At 57.0% G+C, this 15,913-nt stretch carries 14 protein-coding genes; 4 read left to right on the forward strand and 10 right to left on the reverse strand.

All coding sequences use genetic code 11. From position 1 onward, the window contains the following. Positions 1-56: 56 nt before the first annotated feature. The 7 genes from ACR0JG_RS09485 to acs all read right to left on the reverse strand — a co-directional run bounded on the left by ACR0JG_RS09485 (position 57) and on the right by acs (position 8,862). Positions 57-1,469, reverse strand: a complete 1,413-nt coding sequence (locus ACR0JG_RS09485; protein WP_480569316.1) for a 3'-5' exonuclease — start codon at positions 1,467-1,469, stop codon at positions 57-59. Positions 1,470-1,471: 2 nt separating this feature from the next. Then, a complete protein-coding gene (locus ACR0JG_RS09490) occupies positions 1,472-1,990 on the reverse strand; it encodes a hypothetical protein (RefSeq protein ID WP_170393351.1) in 519 nt (172 codons plus the stop codon). 27 nt (positions 1,991-2,017) lie between these two features. Beyond that, entirely contained in the window at positions 2,018-3,841 is a 1,824-nt protein-coding gene (locus tag ACR0JG_RS09495; protein WP_480569319.1) for a DUF294 nucleotidyltransferase-like domain-containing protein, read from the reverse strand. Between the two features lie 108 nt (positions 3,842-3,949). Then, positions 3,950-5,734, reverse strand: coding sequence for a sodium:solute symporter family protein (locus ACR0JG_RS09500; RefSeq protein WP_170393349.1), 1,785 nt, complete (start codon positions 5,732-5,734; stop codon positions 3,950-3,952). Between the two features lie 5 nt (positions 5,735-5,739). Next, on the reverse strand, positions 5,740-6,024 hold the full coding sequence (locus ACR0JG_RS09505) for a DUF4212 domain-containing protein (RefSeq protein WP_010439512.1): 285 nt from the start codon (positions 6,022-6,024) through the stop codon (positions 5,740-5,742). 182 nt (positions 6,025-6,206) lie between these two features. Continuing rightward, positions 6,207-6,890, reverse strand: coding sequence for an adenylate kinase (locus ACR0JG_RS09510; RefSeq protein ID WP_170393348.1), 684 nt, complete (start codon positions 6,888-6,890; stop codon positions 6,207-6,209). Between the two features lie 7 nt (positions 6,891-6,897). After that, positions 6,898-8,862 carry an acetate--CoA ligase gene (acs, locus tag ACR0JG_RS09515; RefSeq protein WP_223118173.1) on the reverse strand — a complete coding sequence of 655 codons (1,965 nt, stop codon included), beginning with the start codon at positions 8,860-8,862 and terminating at the stop codon, positions 6,898-6,900. A 408-nt stretch (positions 8,863-9,270) separates the two neighbouring features. Here acs and ACR0JG_RS09520 point away from each other — a divergent pair, with 408 nt between their 5' ends. Genes ACR0JG_RS09520 through ACR0JG_RS09530 form a run of 3 tightly spaced genes read left to right on the forward strand, consistent with a single transcriptional unit; the run spans position 9,271 to position 12,383 of the window. Then, complete coding sequence (locus ACR0JG_RS09520) at positions 9,271-10,287, forward strand: C4-dicarboxylate TRAP transporter substrate-binding protein (protein ID WP_480569322.1); 1,017 nt, start codon at positions 9,271-9,273, stop codon at positions 10,285-10,287. Between the two features lie 59 nt (positions 10,288-10,346). Further along, entirely contained in the window at positions 10,347-10,976 is a 630-nt protein-coding gene (locus ACR0JG_RS09525) for a TRAP transporter small permease subunit (protein WP_170393345.1), read from the forward strand. 3 nt (positions 10,977-10,979) lie between these two features. Then, positions 10,980-12,383, forward strand: a complete 1,404-nt coding sequence (locus ACR0JG_RS09530) for a TRAP transporter large permease (RefSeq protein WP_480569326.1) — start codon at positions 10,980-10,982, stop codon at positions 12,381-12,383. Between the two features lie 50 nt (positions 12,384-12,433). Here the strand turns inward: ACR0JG_RS09530 and ACR0JG_RS09535 are convergent, their stop codons facing one another. From ACR0JG_RS09535 to rocF, 3 genes are read right to left on the reverse strand one after another with little or no spacing between them, the layout of a single operon-like run. Further along, positions 12,434-13,477, reverse strand: a complete 1,044-nt coding sequence (locus ACR0JG_RS09535) for an ornithine cyclodeaminase (protein WP_480569329.1) — start codon at positions 13,475-13,477, stop codon at positions 12,434-12,436. A gap of 6 nt (positions 13,478-13,483) precedes the next feature. Then, entirely contained in the window at positions 13,484-14,404 is a 921-nt protein-coding gene (gene ctlX, locus ACR0JG_RS09540; RefSeq protein WP_170393342.1) for a citrulline utilization hydrolase CtlX, read from the reverse strand. After that, the gene (gene rocF / locus ACR0JG_RS09545) at positions 14,404-15,324 is read right to left on the reverse strand and encodes an arginase (protein WP_170510828.1); all 921 of its coding nucleotides are present in this window, start codon (positions 15,322-15,324) and stop codon (positions 14,404-14,406) included. Before rocF ends, ctlX begins: the two co-directional genes overlap by 1 nt. A gap of 86 nt (positions 15,325-15,410) precedes the next feature. On the opposite strand from rocF, the gene ACR0JG_RS09550 reads away from it, so the two are divergent. Then, entirely contained in the window at positions 15,411-15,839 is a 429-nt protein-coding gene (locus ACR0JG_RS09550) for an Lrp/AsnC family transcriptional regulator (protein WP_170393340.1), read from the forward strand. Positions 15,840-15,913 lie beyond the last annotated feature (74 nt).

Consider the following 15,913-nt stretch of genomic DNA (forward strand, 5'->3'; position numbering starts at 1 on the left):
GCCACGCGACGCCGGGATTGTCCACGGAAAGCTGCGGTGATTTTAGGAATTTCTGGTCAGTTCAGGTCTTCAAGCAACCGTCCGTGTTTGCGAGTCTCGGCGATGACGTCGCCAAAGGTCACCAAATTACGGGCCGTAAGCATCGGTAGCATCCGAACCAGCACTTCGGCGGTCGCGACGGCATCACCCAAGGCCGTGTGACGCAGGGCTTCGGGAATTGTTATGCCAAGCCGTTCGCAGACAGCGTCCAGCGTATGCGTTTCGCTTGCCCCGAACAGCACCGCCGACAGCAGGACCGTATCCAGAATGGGGTGGCTCCATTCCACCCCCATACGCTCGGCATGGCGGCGCAGGAAAGCCATGTCGAATGGTGCGTTATGGGCAACAATGACGGCATCCCGGGCAAATTGGTGAAAGCTGCGACCGGCCTCGGCAATATCAGGCGCACCCTGAACCATCCGGTCGCTGACCTTATGCACTTTGGTTGAAGCTGGGGGGATCGGGATGCCGGGGTCGACCAGGGTATCAAGCCGTTCGCCTTCGACGATCTTACCCTTTACGACGCGCACCGCACCGATCTGTACGATCTCATCCTTATGCGGGAGCAGGCCCGTGGTTTCGGTGTCAAAGACCACGAAGCAGAGGTCCAAAAGAGGTCTATCTTCAAACGCGTCATCACCGGGTGTGTCGAGAAGTTCGAAATCGTAAACCAGCGGGCGGGCCGCGTCGGGGTCGATCTGCGCAGCACTGTCATCGAAAACCAGCATGTAACCAGGGGCATCGCCCAAGGGTTTCATACGGGCCGAATAGGATTGCCGCCCATCAACACTGGTCAGCGTGCAATGGACGTCTTTCCCGGTCTTGACCAGCTTCGCATAAGAATCCGTCAGGCCCGTCGCTTCGAGGTAGTCAAAAAGCGAGGCGTTTAGCCGAGGATGTGCGATCTGTGCCAACACCTCAGCCGCCTGCGCGTCATATAGAACGATCTGATGCTTCGGTCCGGCCAAAAGCATTGCAACCGGAATCTCGGTCAGCAGCGCCGTTAGACGTTGTTTTTCCGAGGCCAGATGGGCCGTTTCCGCGGCCACGGCCTCAGCCGTGGTCATGGCGTTGGCAGCCAGTTGTTCGGCCAGTCCAGCGGCGGCGGGGGCCAGATCGCCCAAATAGCGCGCCGCCTGAAGGTCCAGATCCGTGCTGACCCCGGCGTGTGCGCGCGCCCGGAGTTGGGCCGAGAGCCGCTCGATCGGTTTTGCAACGTTATCATCAAAAAGAAGCCAGACTCCGGCAACTAGCGCCAACATTCCAAAAGCGATCAGTATCTCTGCGAAGATGAACGCATCCATAAGGGCGGGATCACTTGCCCTCTGATAACCGACCCACAAAGCCAGGGTGCTGATGATCAGCCCTCCTGCCGCAAGTAATAGGAAGAACAGGAACACCCTCAGGCGCAGGCTCAGATGGTTCAACATAGTCAGACCCCGCAGGTTGCCTCGATTACCGGATCTTCAGCGTCGATCTTGATCCAGCTGGCGTTCAGCAAACGTCCGTCATCGGCGAATTCGGCCCCGTCTGCCAGGTTGGCGCGGCTGTTTTCGGCGCAGTTTACAGCGACCGGCATCTTCGAGACCGGTGCCCAGCGACCAAAAAAGTAAAGATCGACCAGACGCTCGTCCGGCAAATTGGCATTGGTGCGTACCGATGTGGCGTCGATCGCAGCAAAGCGATCGACAAAGGGCACGGCGTACGTCCAAGGGCGATAAAAGGCGCGGCTTTCCACCTCCTGCACGATGGTGAGGCTGTCGGGCAGTTGGTCGCGCGTACGGTCATACCAAGAATACTCGCTGGTAATCGTCATACCGATCATCCCCGCACCTGCCGCAACCGGCGCGGCCCATTTGGGCAAGCGGCCCCCGGTCAGCTTGTTCACCACCATCACGACACCCGCAAAGGCAAAGCCTGCAAAAATCGTGCCGATCAGTTCCAGAAACATGTGATTTCTCCGTTCATTTCCAGTTTCTTAACCCAGCATTCCTTTGCCATGGCCAACCGCTGATTGCATGGTTTTTACCACGACAAAGGCATCGCGGAGATGACTTCGCTCAAAGTCCGACAATTCAGTGGGTGGCAGGTAATTGTCCGGTGCACCCCCGGATTTGACCAGACGCACTTGATGTTCCAATCGGGTCTCAGCGATCAGGTCATATGCGTCCAGTAAATCGCGTGCGCCAGACGCGCTGAGCACACCCGCAGCCTCGGCGGCGCTAAGACGGGCGCGGGTGTTCGCTTCGGTTAATTGTCCCTGCAGGCTGTAGATGCGTGCCAGATCCACGACAGGCACCACGCCATTATGCTTGAGGTCGAGCGTATTGCGATGCTCACCCGAACGTATGGTGGCGAATCCACGCAGCAGGCCCAGAGGAGGCGTGTGTTTCAGTGAGTTCGAAATCATATGCGCGACAAAGATCGAATTCGCATTGGCTGCCGCCAGTGTATCGGCCTGCAGGTCGGTGAACAGATCGAAGGACCCTCCGATGGGCCGCAGGTCAAACATCACCGAGGCCAGCATTTGCGCCTCAGGGTTGGGTTTGGCGATCCAGCCATTGAAATACTCGCGCCAGACACGCACGGGCTGGCACCAGCGAGGGTTGGTCGCCATCATGTCACCGGGGCAATAGAAATAACCGCAGGTATCCAGCCCGTCTGAGACGAATTTGGCCAGAGCAGCGAAGTAGGCCATATCACCGTCTGCCACACTGTCATCAAGCATCAGGCAATTGTCCTGATCAGAAACTCCGGTCTGTTCCTGCCGTCCTTGCGAGCCGCAAGCAAGCCACAAGTAGGGCACTGGCGGCGCACCCAGTTCAGCCTCAGCCAGTGCCAGCAACCGCCGCGTCGCAGTGTCTGCGATGTCGGTGATCAGCCGTGTAACGATCTCGTGCCGGTTGCCACCCGCGACGAGTTGGACCAGCAGTTGTGGTATCTCAGCGGTGACTTGAGCCATCTCTTGCGGGCTGTCGGCGCGGGCAATTCGTCCTACCAACTCGGCAGAATTGACCGCCTGATAGCGGGTGAGATCGGTTTGGGTTACGATTCCGACCAGCTTACCGGCCTCGGAAATTGGAATATGACCGATGCCACGTTCCATCATCACGTGTAATACGTCCGAGCCGATATCTGTCGGGGCAAGAATGATTGGATCGGCGGTCATGATCGCCGAAACCGCGGTGTCAGCGGGCATCGCCTCGGCGACGTATTTGCCGGAAATATCGCGGAGGGTTGCGATACCCAACAATCTGTCCCCTTCGGTCACGCAAAGCGATGAGATATGGCGGTCGCGCATGATCTGCGCGGCGTTTTGAACCGGAGTATCGGGCGGGCAGGTGGCAGGGTCACGAGCCATCAGCACATCAATTGCACTGGTAGCCAGGCTTTGCGGTCCGCTCCGCCCACCGCGTGAACGGTTAAAGAACTTGGACACCACATCGTGACCTTCGATCAGGTTTTTCACAAGGTCTGGCGGCAACACGATCAACACTGACGGCGTGTGCGCGCGCGCATGTGTGGCGGCTTTGCCGTCCTTCAGCAATCCGCGCTCACCAAAAGAATTGCGCAATCCCAGATGCGAAACGACAGCGCCGTTCTCATCGGTAATTTCTACCTGTCCTTCATAGATCACAAAGACGCCGGGCAGAGCGTTGCCCAACTGGTAAATGCAGCCATCGGCATCGAATTCGCGCACTTCGATCTGCTTGGCCAGATCGTCCAAAGCATCATGGGGCAACGAGTCATAGGGGTGTACAGACTTCAGAAACCGGGTGATTTCGTCATGGGACAGGGGCATTTACGCTCTCCGGAGTTCCGAATAAAAAATCCCGCCCGGTGGTGTGCCGGGCGGGAACAGTAAGTCGAAAGATGCGATCGAAGACAAGAGCCGCCGACCGCATCACACTCAGTGATCCTGAGCTGCGCCCGCACCACGGGGAATGCGAATGCTTTCGACCATATCTTTGATCTCCTGCGGAGTCTCTTTGGTCATACCGGCAACGACGTAGGCGACGCCGAAGTTGATCATCGCACCGATGGCGCCGAACGAGGTCGACTTGATCGGACCCAGAAGCGGATCAGCATCGGTGAACGAGTTGGTGCCCGGAATGAACAGCCAGCCCTTATGCAGGAAGATGTAGACCAGGGTTACGGTCAGACCAGCCAGCATACCTGCAACCGCGCCGGTGTTGTTGATGCGGGTCGAGAAGATCCCCATCATCAGCGCCGGGAAGATCGAGGCAGCCGCCAGACCAAAGGCCAAGGCCACGGTTTGTGCCGCAAAGCCCGGAGGGTTGAGACCCAGGTAGGTTGCAACAACGATGGCTACAGCCATTGCAATCCGTGCCGCCAGAAGTTCACCCTTTTCAGAGATCGACGGGTTGATTGCACCTTTGACAAGGTCATGGGACACAGCCGACGAGATCGCCAGCAGCAGGCCCGCAGCGGTTGACAGAGCAGCCGCAAGACCACCAGCAGCGACCAGACCAATCACCCAACCTGGCAAGTTGGCAATCTCAGGATTGGCCAGAACCAGGATGTCGCGGTTGAACTTGGTCAGCTCGTTACCGACCCAGCCTTTTTCTTCGGCGATTGCAGTCATCGCCTCGGATTTGTCGTTGTAGTACTGGATCTTGCCGTCGCCGTTCTTGTCTTCCCAATCCAGCAGACCGGTTTTCTGCCAAGTGGCCATCCAGTCGTAACGCGGATCATTGTCGATTTCCTCAACCGAAACAGCGCCACCTTCGATGCCACCATTGGGCCACATCATGTCGGTGATGTTCAGGCGCGCCATTGCACCAACAGCAGGAGCCGTCAGGTACAGCAGAGCGATGAAGACCAGCGCCCAGCCTGCCGACCAACGTGCGTCAGACACTTTGGGAACGGTGAAGAAGCGCATGATGACGTGCGGCAGACCAGCTGTACCGATCATCAGCGACAAGGTGAACAGCACCATGTTCAGCGTGTTCGAGTGGTGGGCCGTGTAGTCGTTGAAGCCCAGCTCGGTCACGATGGCGTCCAGCTTGGTCAGCAGGGGTTCACCGCTGGCGGTGTCACCAAACAGACCCAGCGCCGGAACAGGCGTGCCGGTCAGCTGCAGCGAGATAAAGATGGCCGGGATGGTATAAGCGGTGATCAGCACGCAGTACTGAGCGACCTGAGTGTAGGTCACGCCCTTCATCCCACCAAACACTGCGTAGGCAAACACAACGCCGGCGCCGATCAGCAGACCTGTAGTGTTGGACACTTCGAGGAAGCGGCCAAAGGCCACGCCAACACCGGTCATCTGACCGATCACGTAGGTCACCGACGCAACGATCAGACAGATAACCGCCACGATACGTGCGGTCTGGCTGTAGAAACGATCGCCGATGAATTCCGACACGGTGAACTTGCCGAACTTACGCAGGTAGGGCGCAAGCAGCAGGGCCAGCAGCACGTAGCCACCGGTCCAACCCATCAGGAAGGTCGAGTTGTCGTAGCCGGTAAAGGCAATCAGGCCCGCCATCGAGATGAACGAGGCCGCAGACATCCAGTCCGCCGCTGTCGCCATACCGTTGGTGACCGGGTGAACGCCGCGACCGGCGGCATAGAATTCCGATGTGGAACCCGCACGGGCCCAGATCGCGATGCCGATGTAAAGCGCAAAAGACGCGCCCACAAACAGCAGGTTGATGGTAAACTGATCCATGCCGATTACTCCTCGTCCACGCCGTGCTCAGCGTCGAGCTTGTTCATGCGCCAGGCGTAGTTGAAGATCAGCACCAGAAAGACCAGGATCGATCCTTGCTGAGCGAACCAAAAGCCCAGATCTGTACCGCCAACGGCGATGCCGGACAGCAGCGGACGCAGCAGAATGCCGAATCCAAACGACACCAGCGCCCAAATCGCGAGGCTGATGTAGATGAGGCGCAGGTTGGCCTGCCAATAGCCCTTGTCGGCTTCGGCAGTCTGCGCGGAGTTTGTTGAATGATCCGCCATCGCGGGTTCCTCCTTCGCTTCCCTCATTGGCGGCCCATTGCCCAACTCCTCCAGTGCGGTGGGCCGCTTCTCGGTTGTGCCAAACGCCCCGTGACGTCAGGCATAACTTCTCTGGTCCGCCAAGGCGGGTCCATTGAAGTATTCTGATTTAGGATCAAAGCCCTAGGGCTTATCTCCTCCCCTTATTTCATGACCTCGCCGACAATCCCTTGAAGGTCTTGCGCGATGTCGTCGATCTGACCCATGGCATCGATGCCTTTCAGCACACCTTGGGCTTGATAGTAGTCAATCAGCGGTGCGGTCTGCGCGTGATAGGCCGCCAGACGCGACGCGACCGTCTCGGCATTGTCGTCGGCGCGGCGTTTGAATTCTGTGTGACCGCACTTGTCGCATTTGCCGTCTTCGACGGGCTGCTTGTACGTGTCGTGATAGCCCTCACCGCATCCAGCGCAGGTGTAGCGACCCGAAATCCGCGTCACCATCTCGGCGTCTTCAACTTCAAGGCTGATGGCCGCGTTGATCTTCTGATCTGAAGACGCGAGCAGACCATCAAGCGCCTCGGCCTGGACTGTGGTCCGGGGGAAACCATCCAGTATGACGCCCTTGGCGCAGTCCGGTTCCGCCATGCGGTCGCGAAGGATCGCGATGACGATGCCGTCGCTAACAAGATCGCCCGCCTCCATGACCGCTTTGGCAGCATTACCAGCCTCGGTACCTGCGGCGACCGCGTCGCGCAGCAGATCACCGGTGCTGAGTTGTACAAGCCCGAACTTCTCTTCAAGCATACGAGCCTGCGTACCCTTCCCGGCGCCCGGAGGGCCGAGAAGGATCAGAACAGCGGGGGATATGGTCGTGGCAGCGTCCATCACATCCTCACTTGTTTGCCCGGTTTTCGATCAGGTCTTCGACCACTGACGGATCGGCCAGGGTCGACGTATCGCCAAGCGAACCAAAGTCGTTCTCGGCAATCTTGCGCAGAATTCGGCGCATGATCTTGCCCGAGCGAGTCTTGGGCAGGCCGGGGGCCCACTGGATCACATCAGGCGAGGCAATCGGGCCGATCTCGGTCCGGACCCAGGTGCGCAGCTCTTTCAGCAGCTCATCCGACGGCTCGCGGTCATTCATCAAAGTGACATAGCAATAGATGCCTTGCCCTTTGATTTCATGGGGGTAACCAACCACAGCGGCCTCGGCGACGGCGGCATGGGCGACCAGCGCGCTTTCCACCTCGGCCGTGCCCATCCGGTGGCCGGAGACGTTGATTACATCATCGACGCGGCCAGTGATCCAGTAATCGCCATCCTCATCGCGACGGCAGCCATCGCCGGTGAAGTAGTAGCCTTTGTAGTCCGAGAAATAGGTCTTCTCGAACCGCTCATGATCGCCCCAGACGGTGCGCATCTGACCGGGCCAGCTGTCTTTGATGCACAGAACACCCTCAACGCCATTTCCCTCGATCTCAACACCGGATTGCGGGTCCAGAACCACCGGCTGGATGCCGAAGAACGGTTTCATCGCCGAGCCGGGCTTCATCGCGTGCGCACCGGGCAGGGGGGTCATCAGGTGACCGCCGGTTTCGGTCTGCCACCAGGTGTCAACAATCGGGCATTTACCTTTGCCAACAACTTCATTGTACCAGTTCCAGGCTTCCGGGTTGATCGGCTCGCCGACTGTGCCCAGCGTCCGGAGATCGCTCAGGTCGCATTTCTCGACGAACTCGGTACCCTGACCCATCAGAGCGCGAATTGCCGTCGGAGCGGTGTAGAACTGGTTCACCTTGTGCTTTTCGCACACCTGCCAGAAGCGTGATGCATCCGGATAGGTCGGCACGCCTTCGAACATCAGGGTGGTCGCGCCGTTGGCCAGTGGTCCGTAGACGATATAGCTGTGACCGGTGACCCAGCCGACATCGGCGGTGCACCAGTAGACGTCGCCTTCATGGTAGTCGAATGTGATCTCATGCGTCATCGCGGCATAGACCAGATAACCGCCGGTCGTATGGACGACACCTTTGGGCTGACCAGTCGAACCGGAAGTATAGAGAATGAACAGCGGATCTTCGGCATTCATCTCAGCGGGTGCGCAATAGTCATCCGCTTCAAGCGCCATTTCGTTGTAATCATAGTCGCGGCCATCGATCCAAGTGGTCTGCCCAGCGGTGCGTTTGACCACCAGACATTTCACGCTGTCTTTGCAGTGCAGCAGGGCCGCGTCTGCGTTGGACTTCAGCGGAGTCTTTCGGCCACCACGTGGTGCCTCATCGGCGGTGATGACGACCTTGGCATCACATCCGTTGACTCGGGCTGCCAACGCATCGGGTGAAAACCCAGCAAATACAATCGAATGGATTGCTCCGATCCGTGCACAAGCCAGCATCGCATAGGCTGCTTCAGGGATCATCGGCAGATAAATCACAACGCGGTCACCTTTGCGCACGCCCATCGACTCGAGAATATTGGCCATGCGACAGGTGCGACGGTGCAATTCGGCGTAGGTAATGTGCTGAGCTTCGTCGTTTGGATCATCCGGTTCCCAGATGATCGCTGTCTGATCGCCGCGCGTATTCAAATGACGGTCAAGACAGTTGGCCGAGACGTTTAGCGTGCCGTCCGCATACCAGTTGATACCAACCGAACCAAAATCATAGCTGACGTCTTTGACCTGAGTATAAGGCTTGATCCAGTCAACGCGCTTGCCTTGCTCATCCCAGAATGCTTCGGGGTTGTTGATCGACGCAGCGTACATATCTGCGTATTTGTCGGCGTCGACATGCGCACGGGCGACAGTTTCTGCGGATGGCGGATATGTCTTGGCATCTGCCTGGGCAGCGGTAGTCATCTTTGAGGCTCCTCCCTCTGGACTGGATTACATGGGACCGATTTTGCCAGCCGATTAGGCAATGTCGATCCGGTTCCTCCCCAAGTTGAATAATACGGGGATCAGAAAAGAAATAAATAAATTGCCATAATCCTTGGATTTCTTTGTAAAGAAATTTCATTTTCGGCACTAACATTGTAAATAATTTTGAAATTGTGCGTAATATACACCTTAAATCAGTAAGATAGCTGTAATGACCTAAGTGCTCATTGGCATGTGTCTGGGGCTTTGGCCGATAGCTTCACTTTAATCTCGAAGTCTGGTGGCGATAACACCACTTCTCCTCGCAGGGGTTGGCAGCTTCTAGACTTGGCGCTAGCTTCACAAACAAGCATCCCGATAGGGGGCGCAACTAAGGGAGATACCACTATGAAAAAGATGTTGAGCGGTGCGGCTTTTGCCGCCCTGAGTGTGGCGTTTGTCACCGAAGCAGCCGCGACCGAATGGAATGCCTCGGTCTGGGGTAAGCGCCGCGCATTTACCGAGCATGTTGAGAAACTGGCTGAACTGGTGAACGAAAAAACCGGCGGCGATTTCACCATCAATGTTAGCTATGGCGGATTGTCGAAGCCCAAGGAAAACCTGGATGGAATCGAGATTGGCGCGTTCGAGATGGCGCAGTTCTGTGCGGGCTATCACCGCGATAAGAACCGCGCGATCACCGTTTTGGAACTGCCCTTCCTTGGCGTAAACACATTGGATGAAGAGGTGGCCGTCAGCCACGCAGTCTACGATCATCCAGCAGTCAAGGACGAGATGGCGCAGTGGAACGCGCGCATCATCATGACTTCACCGATGCCTCAATATAATCTTGTTGGTACCGGTAACCCTCGTGATGAGCTTGCCGAGTTCGACGGTATGCGCGTACGCGCAACTGGCGGTTTGGGGCAAGCATTTGAAGCAGTTGGTGGCGTACCTACGTCCGTGCCTGCGACCGAAGCCTACAATGCGATGGAATCTGGCGTGGTCGATACCGTGGCCTTCGCTCAGCATGCGCATTTGTCATTCGGGACGATCAACGAAGCTGACTGGTGGACGGCCAATCTGAATCCTGGAACGGTAAACTGTCCGGTGGTGGTGAATATCGACGCTTATGAAGCGCTGCCAGCCGAACATCGCGAAGCGCTGGACAGCTCGATTAATGAGGCTATCGATCACTATCTGGCCAACTACGGTGGACTGCTTGAAAAGTGGGATGGCGTGCTGGCAGAGAAAGGCGTTGAAAAGGTCGAGATTGACGATGCCGTGCTTGAGGAGTTTCGCGCCAAAGCCGCTGATCCTATTCGCGCGAAGTGGATCGAAGACATGACCGCCCAGGGTCTGCCTGCGCAGGATCTTTATGATCTTGTGCAATCGACGCTGCAACAGCAGCGCGGCGGTAACTGATCGCCACAGCCGGGTGTCATTAGGCACCCGGCATCTCCTTCAATCAAAGGAATGCTGAGATGGCAGGACATGCCACGGTGCTTGAGGATGGCAGTCTTCTAAGCCGGTTGGATCACCGTTTGTTACGTCTAGAGCGTTTTATGGCGCTGATCAGCGGTTTCGCGGTTTTCGGGCTCATGGTGCTAGCTGTTGTGTCAGTCAGCGGCCGAAACGCCTTAAACGCGCCTTTGCCCGGATATGTTGACTGGATTGAACAGGCGATGCCCCTGATCGCGTTTCTGGGTATTTCGTTTGTGCAGCGCGATGGCGGGCACATCCGAATGGATATCGTTATCTCGCGCCTGAAAGGGCGGGCGCTGTGGTTGTTCGAGCTGATCTCGGTTCTGCTGATACTGCTGCTGATGCTGGCGCTGGTTTGGGGTAGTTGGTCCCACTTTGACCGGTCCTTTGACTTCGGCGCTCCGATGTGGAGTCGCGACAGCTCAATTGATATCGGGATTCCTATTTGGCCAGCCAAGCTGCTGGCACCCGTTGCTTTTTCGGTGCTGTGCGCCCGGCTAATCTTGCAGGTCTGGGGCTATGGACGCGCCTTCATGCTGGGGCTCGAGGCACCGGTGGCCGTACCGCTGATACAGGATGCCGCCGCACAGGCTGCAGCCGAGGCCGAACAATTCGAAGGACGTAACTGACCCATGGACACGATTGATATCGGCCTTTGGGTCACTGCCGGACTGTTGGTTCTTGTCGTCACTGGCATGCGGGTGGCATTTGCTGCAGGTCTGGCAGGGTTGGTTGGCCTTGTTTGGATATTCTGGGCAAAGTTTGGGTATGATCCCGAGCGGTTTGGTAAGGCACTGACGGTGGCCGTCAAAACGGCTGGCCAGGTGCCACATTCCAAGGTGGCGTCTCATACGCTGAGCCTGATCCCAACATTCATCCTGATCGGCTATCTAGCCTACTACGCTGGCCTGACCCGCGCCTTGTTTGAGGCGGCAAAACGCTGGGTGGCATGGGTGCCTGGCGGGTTGGCCGTTTCAACGATTTTTGCGACCGCCGGTTTCGCCGCCGTATCAGGTGCATCGGTCGCCACATCAGCCGTCTTTGCGCGCATCGCCATCCCTGAAATGCTGGCCGTCGGGTATAACAAACGTTTCGCCGCCGGTGTGGTTGCCGCTGGCGGAACCTTGGCCTCGCTAATCCCCCCATCCGCGATCCTTGTGATTTACGCCATCATTGTCGAGCAGGATGTGGGAAAACTGCTGCTCGCAGGCTTCATCCCTGGCGCGTTTTCGGCGGTGATCTATGGCTTGCTGATCGTCGGTATCGCCGTGATCTTCAAGTCCGTCGGACCGCCGGTCACCGGGTTTACCTGGAAACAACGATTTGCTGCTCTTCCGGGCGCACTGCCCATTGTGGCGGTGATCCTCATCATTATCTGCTTTGTTTACAACCCTTTCGGCGACAAGGCCTGGGGCACCCCGACCGAGGGCGGGGCCATCGGGGCCTTCATCGTGTTCTGCTTTGCCCTGATCCACGGCATGCGCTGGCCTGAATTCAAATCGGCCTTGCTTGAAACCGCCAAACTGACCGCCATGATTTTCGCGATTATTTGGGGTGTTTTGATCTACGTGCGCTTTCTTGGTTTCGCAGATCTGCCGGGGGCGTTTTCCGACTGGATCACTTCGCTCGAAATGTCGCCTATGTTGATCCTCATTTGCATCCTGCTGGCCTATGCCGTGCTGGGCATGTTCATGGATGCGATCGGTATGCTGCTCTTGACACTTCCGGTTGTGTATCCCGCCGTTATGGCCCTGAACGGAGGCGAGGCTGTCAGCGCAGCAGACAGCGCCTTTGGTATGCCCGGGCCGATGTGTGCGATCTGGTTTGGTATCTTGGTGGTCAAAATGGCCGAGTTCTGCCTGATCACACCTCCTATTGGTCTAAACTGTTTTGTTGTCGCAGGCGTGAGGCCCGATCTTAGTGTTCAGGATGTCTTCAAAGGTGTAACGCCGTTCTTCATTGCCGATGCTCTGACCATCGCACTGCTGGTGGCCTTTCCAGGGATTGTTCTCTACCTGCCATCGCTTGCGGGATAAGAAAAAGCCCCGGCCAAAGGCCGGGGCACAGTTTTAGAAGTGCGGGTTCTTTATCCTGCCCGCATCAACATCCCAAACAGATCCCGCGGGTCGTCAGGGTCTGCCAGCATATCCAATGCCTCATAGAAATCAGTGCCTTCAATCGCGCTTTTGATGTAACGTAGTGCCGAGAAGTCCTCGATCGCGAAGCCGACACTGTCGAACAACGTGATCTGTCGATCATCGGTGCGCCCTGTGGCTTGTCCGGTCATAACTTCCCATATCTCGGTGACAGGGTGATCATTCTCCAGAGCTTGAATTTCACCTTCGATCCGCGTTTGCTCGGGGTATTCTACAAAGATATTCGAGCGCAGAAGGATATCGCGGTGCAGTTCGGTTTTGCCGGGGCAATCACCGCCAATCGCGTTGATGTGCACACCGGGGCCGACCATGTTGTCGGTCAGGATGGTGGCGTATTTCTTGTCAGCGGTGCAGGTCGTTATGATCTGAGCGCCTTCGATCGCGTCCTCCGGCGTTTTGCAGGGCACGACCGTCAGCCCTTTGCCCTGCAGATTGGCTGCACATTTCGCCGTCGCGTTCGGGTCTGTGTCGTAGAGCCGGACCGTATCGATTCCGCACATGGCTTTGAAGGCGAGGCACTGGAACTCGGATTGCGCGCCGTTTCCAATCATCGCCATCGTCGTCGCGGATTTGGGCGCGAGATATTTGCCGACCAGCGCAGAGGTTGCCGCTGTCCGCAAAGCAGTCAACATCGTCATTTCGGTCAACAATGTCGGGTAACCGGTATAGACATCAGCCAGCAGGCCAAACGCGGTCACGGTCTGCAGGCCCTCAGACGTGTTCTTGGGATGCCCATTGACGTATTTGAACCCGTACGCCTCACCATCCGAGGTTGGCATCAGTTCGATCACCCCATGTGGTGAGTGGGCCGGGATGCGGGGCGTTTTGTCAAAGCTCTCCCAGCGTTTAAAATCGGATTCGATCTGCGCGGCAATCTGCGTGATCATCTGTTCGACCCCGATGTGATGGACCAGACGCATCATGTTGTCGACGGATACAAATGGCACGAGGGCCTTATCAGAAGGTTGCATCAAAGACTCCTATCGGCGGGAAAGATGGATACCAGCGATCATACAACGTACGGATCCACCGGCTGTTTCAATTGTGGGAACCGAGAGCGGCAGTGGAGTTGCACTGGCTTCGATGATCGCGACTTGAGCAGGTGTAAGAGCCTGTAGCGCTCGGCTAGACAACGCCAGGACAAGACCATCATTGCCACTAAGCTCAATCGCGTTTCCTGCAAAATCTGCAATCTGCTCATGGGACAGATCGATGACAGTACGGCCAGATTCCTCAAGCCGTGCCCGAACTGTTGCCCGACGTTCTGGGTTGGAAATCATGTCCAAACAGATAAGGGCGTAGTGCGTGCCGATCCCCATCAGGACATTGGTGTGATAGACATCACGGCCTTCAGCGTCCTTTGCATCAAAGGCAATCGGCTCATAGTTGAAATGCGTACAGAAACGCTCCAACAACACCGGATCGGCGCGGTTGGATCGAACAGTGTAGGCAATACGGCCCACGTGATCCAGAACCATTGCGCCAGTGCCCTCAAGCGCGAGGTCGTCCTGTTCGAGGCCGGAATAGTCGATGACGTCTTGCACTCGATATTCCCGCTTCAGTAACTCAATTACATCTGAGCGTCTTTCGCGTCTGCGCGATGGAACGAACATCGGATAAACAGCGACATGACCGCCTGGATGGGTCGAAAACCAGTTGTTTGGGAACACGCTGTCGGGTGTGTCACGTTCGCCTTCGTCGTCAAACACATGAACGGTCACACCAGCAGCGCGAAGCTGTTCTACTGCTTTGTCATGCTCATCCCGCGCGGCAGCAGACGTCGCTGCAGCAGATCGATTTGCCAGTGTTTGAAATGCATTGTCGTCGCGGGTTTCAGGATTCGACGCAAATGCGTGCGGGCGCACCATCACGACAGCTGAAGGAGATTGAAGAGAAATCATCAGAAGCTCCGGGTTGGGCGATCGAAGATGCGACGACCCATCAGCGAGGCTGCAAGATCGACCATCAATTTTGCGGTTCGGCCGCGCTCATCCAGGAACGGGTTCAGCTCGACGAGGTCCAGCGAACAAACGAGACCGCTTTCATGCAACAATTCCATGACCAGATGCGCCTCGCGCTCGGTTGCGCCACCTGGGACAGTGGTTCCAACCGCAGGCGCAATCGAGGGATCAAGGAAGTCCACATCCAGCGAGACATGCAGGATGCCGTTTGCTGCGCGTACTTTGTCAAGGAAGGCCAGTAGGGGTGTCTTGATCCCGTGCTCGTCGATGCTGCGCATATCGGCGAGCATCGCGTGATCTTTTTCCAATGCCGCACGTTCGGCGGGATCGACCGAGCGCAGACCGATCATACCGACGCGATCCGTTGGGATCGGCGATATCAGCGGTGGAAAGGCGTCAAAGCCTGACTGGCCAGTGAAATAAGCGACCGGCGTTCCATGCAAATTGCCGCTGGCCGTGCTGCTGGGCGTATGAAAATCGCTATGTGCATCCAGCCAGAGCACGAAAAGAGGGCGCCCGATACGGTCTGCATGTGCCGCCATTCCTGCCACCGTGCCCATCGACAGGGCGTGATCACCGCCCATGAAAATAGGAAGGCCTTCAAGCGCGGCCTCTTGTGCCGTGCGGCTTAGCGCCTGTGTCCAGCCCACGCATTCCGGTAAAGAGAACAGATGGGTGTCTTCCGAAATGTCGACGGCATCTGGTCGCGTGTCACCGATGTCCGACACAGAATGCCCGAGATCTGACAGCGCTTGGGCGAGACCCGCGACCCGATAGGCATCTGGACCCATCCGACAGCCTTGGCGGTGTTTGCCGGCATCCATAGGCGCTCCGGCGAGAATGATGTTCATTTTGCTCATAAGTCTATCTATCGATACGATATGAGTTGAGAAAAGAGATCAAATTGGTCAAAGTGAATTGGCTAATTCCGATTTGGTAATCACGCATGGACGAACTGGACAATCGCTTATTGAACGCACTGCACAGGGACGCTCGGGCATCGTTGTCGGAACTGGCTGAACTGCTCGGGGTGACCCGAACAACCGTGCGCAGCCGACTAAAGCGGCTTCAGCAGTCTGGCGAAATCGTCGGCTTTACCGTTGTGACACGGCAGGGCGTATCGGAAAGCCCTGTTCGTGGATTGATGATGCTTGAGATCGCAGGCCGCGGGACCGAGCGGATCAGATCGCGAATCGCTGCGATGCGTCAGGTTCGGGCGGTGCACTCAACCAATGGAAGTTGGGATCTGATCGCAGAGATCGGAACCGATACACTGGATGAGCTTGATGAAGTCCTGTTCCAGATCCGTCGGATGGAGGGCGTTACACGATCTGAGACCAATCTGTTGCTCTCGACACGCAAGGGACGCTCGTGACGCGTTGGCCTAGGCCCTTTGCCGGATGGAAAATTCGTGCAAAGCTTTGAATTGACACTGATCTGAGGATCGCG

It is taken from the genome of Ruegeria sp. AD5 (assembly GCF_056542345.1).

Bases quoted from the DNA above. Each gene is read 5' to 3' on its own strand.
- ACR0JG_RS09485 (WP_480569316.1), bottom strand. From the start codon at position 1,469: ATGTTGAACCATCTGAGCCTGCGCCTGAGGGTGTTCCTGTTCTTCCTA.
- ACR0JG_RS09490 (WP_170393351.1), bottom strand. From the start codon at position 1,990: ATGTTTCTGGAACTGATCGGCACGATTTTTGCAGGCTTTGCCTTTGCG.
- ACR0JG_RS09495 (WP_480569319.1), bottom strand. From the start codon at position 3,841: ATGCCCCTGTCCCATGACGAAATCACCCGGTTTCTGAAGTCTGTACAC.
- ACR0JG_RS09500 (WP_170393349.1), bottom strand. From the start codon at position 5,734: ATGGATCAGTTTACCATCAACCTGCTGTTTGTGGGCGCGTCTTTTGCG.
- ACR0JG_RS09505 (WP_010439512.1), bottom strand. From the start codon at position 6,024: ATGGCGGATCATTCAACAAACTCCGCGCAGACTGCCGAAGCCGACAAG.
- ACR0JG_RS09510 (WP_170393348.1), bottom strand. From the start codon at position 6,890: ATGGACGCTGCCACGACCATATCCCCCGCTGTTCTGATCCTTCTCGGC.
- acs (WP_223118173.1), bottom strand. From the start codon at position 8,862: ATGACTACCGCTGCCCAGGCAGATGCCAAGACATATCCGCCATCCGCA.
- ACR0JG_RS09520 (WP_480569322.1), top strand. From the start codon at position 9,271: ATGAAAAAGATGTTGAGCGGTGCGGCTTTTGCCGCCCTGAGTGTGGCG.
- ACR0JG_RS09525 (WP_170393345.1), top strand. From the start codon at position 10,347: ATGGCAGGACATGCCACGGTGCTTGAGGATGGCAGTCTTCTAAGCCGG.
- ACR0JG_RS09530 (WP_480569326.1), top strand. From the start codon at position 10,980: ATGGACACGATTGATATCGGCCTTTGGGTCACTGCCGGACTGTTGGTT.
- ctlX (WP_170393342.1), bottom strand. From the start codon at position 14,404: ATGATTTCTCTTCAATCTCCTTCAGCTGTCGTGATGGTGCGCCCGCAC.
- rocF (WP_170510828.1), bottom strand. From the start codon at position 15,324: ATGAGCAAAATGAACATCATTCTCGCCGGAGCGCCTATGGATGCCGGC.
- ACR0JG_RS09550 (WP_170393340.1), top strand. From the start codon at position 15,411: ATGGACGAACTGGACAATCGCTTATTGAACGCACTGCACAGGGACGCT.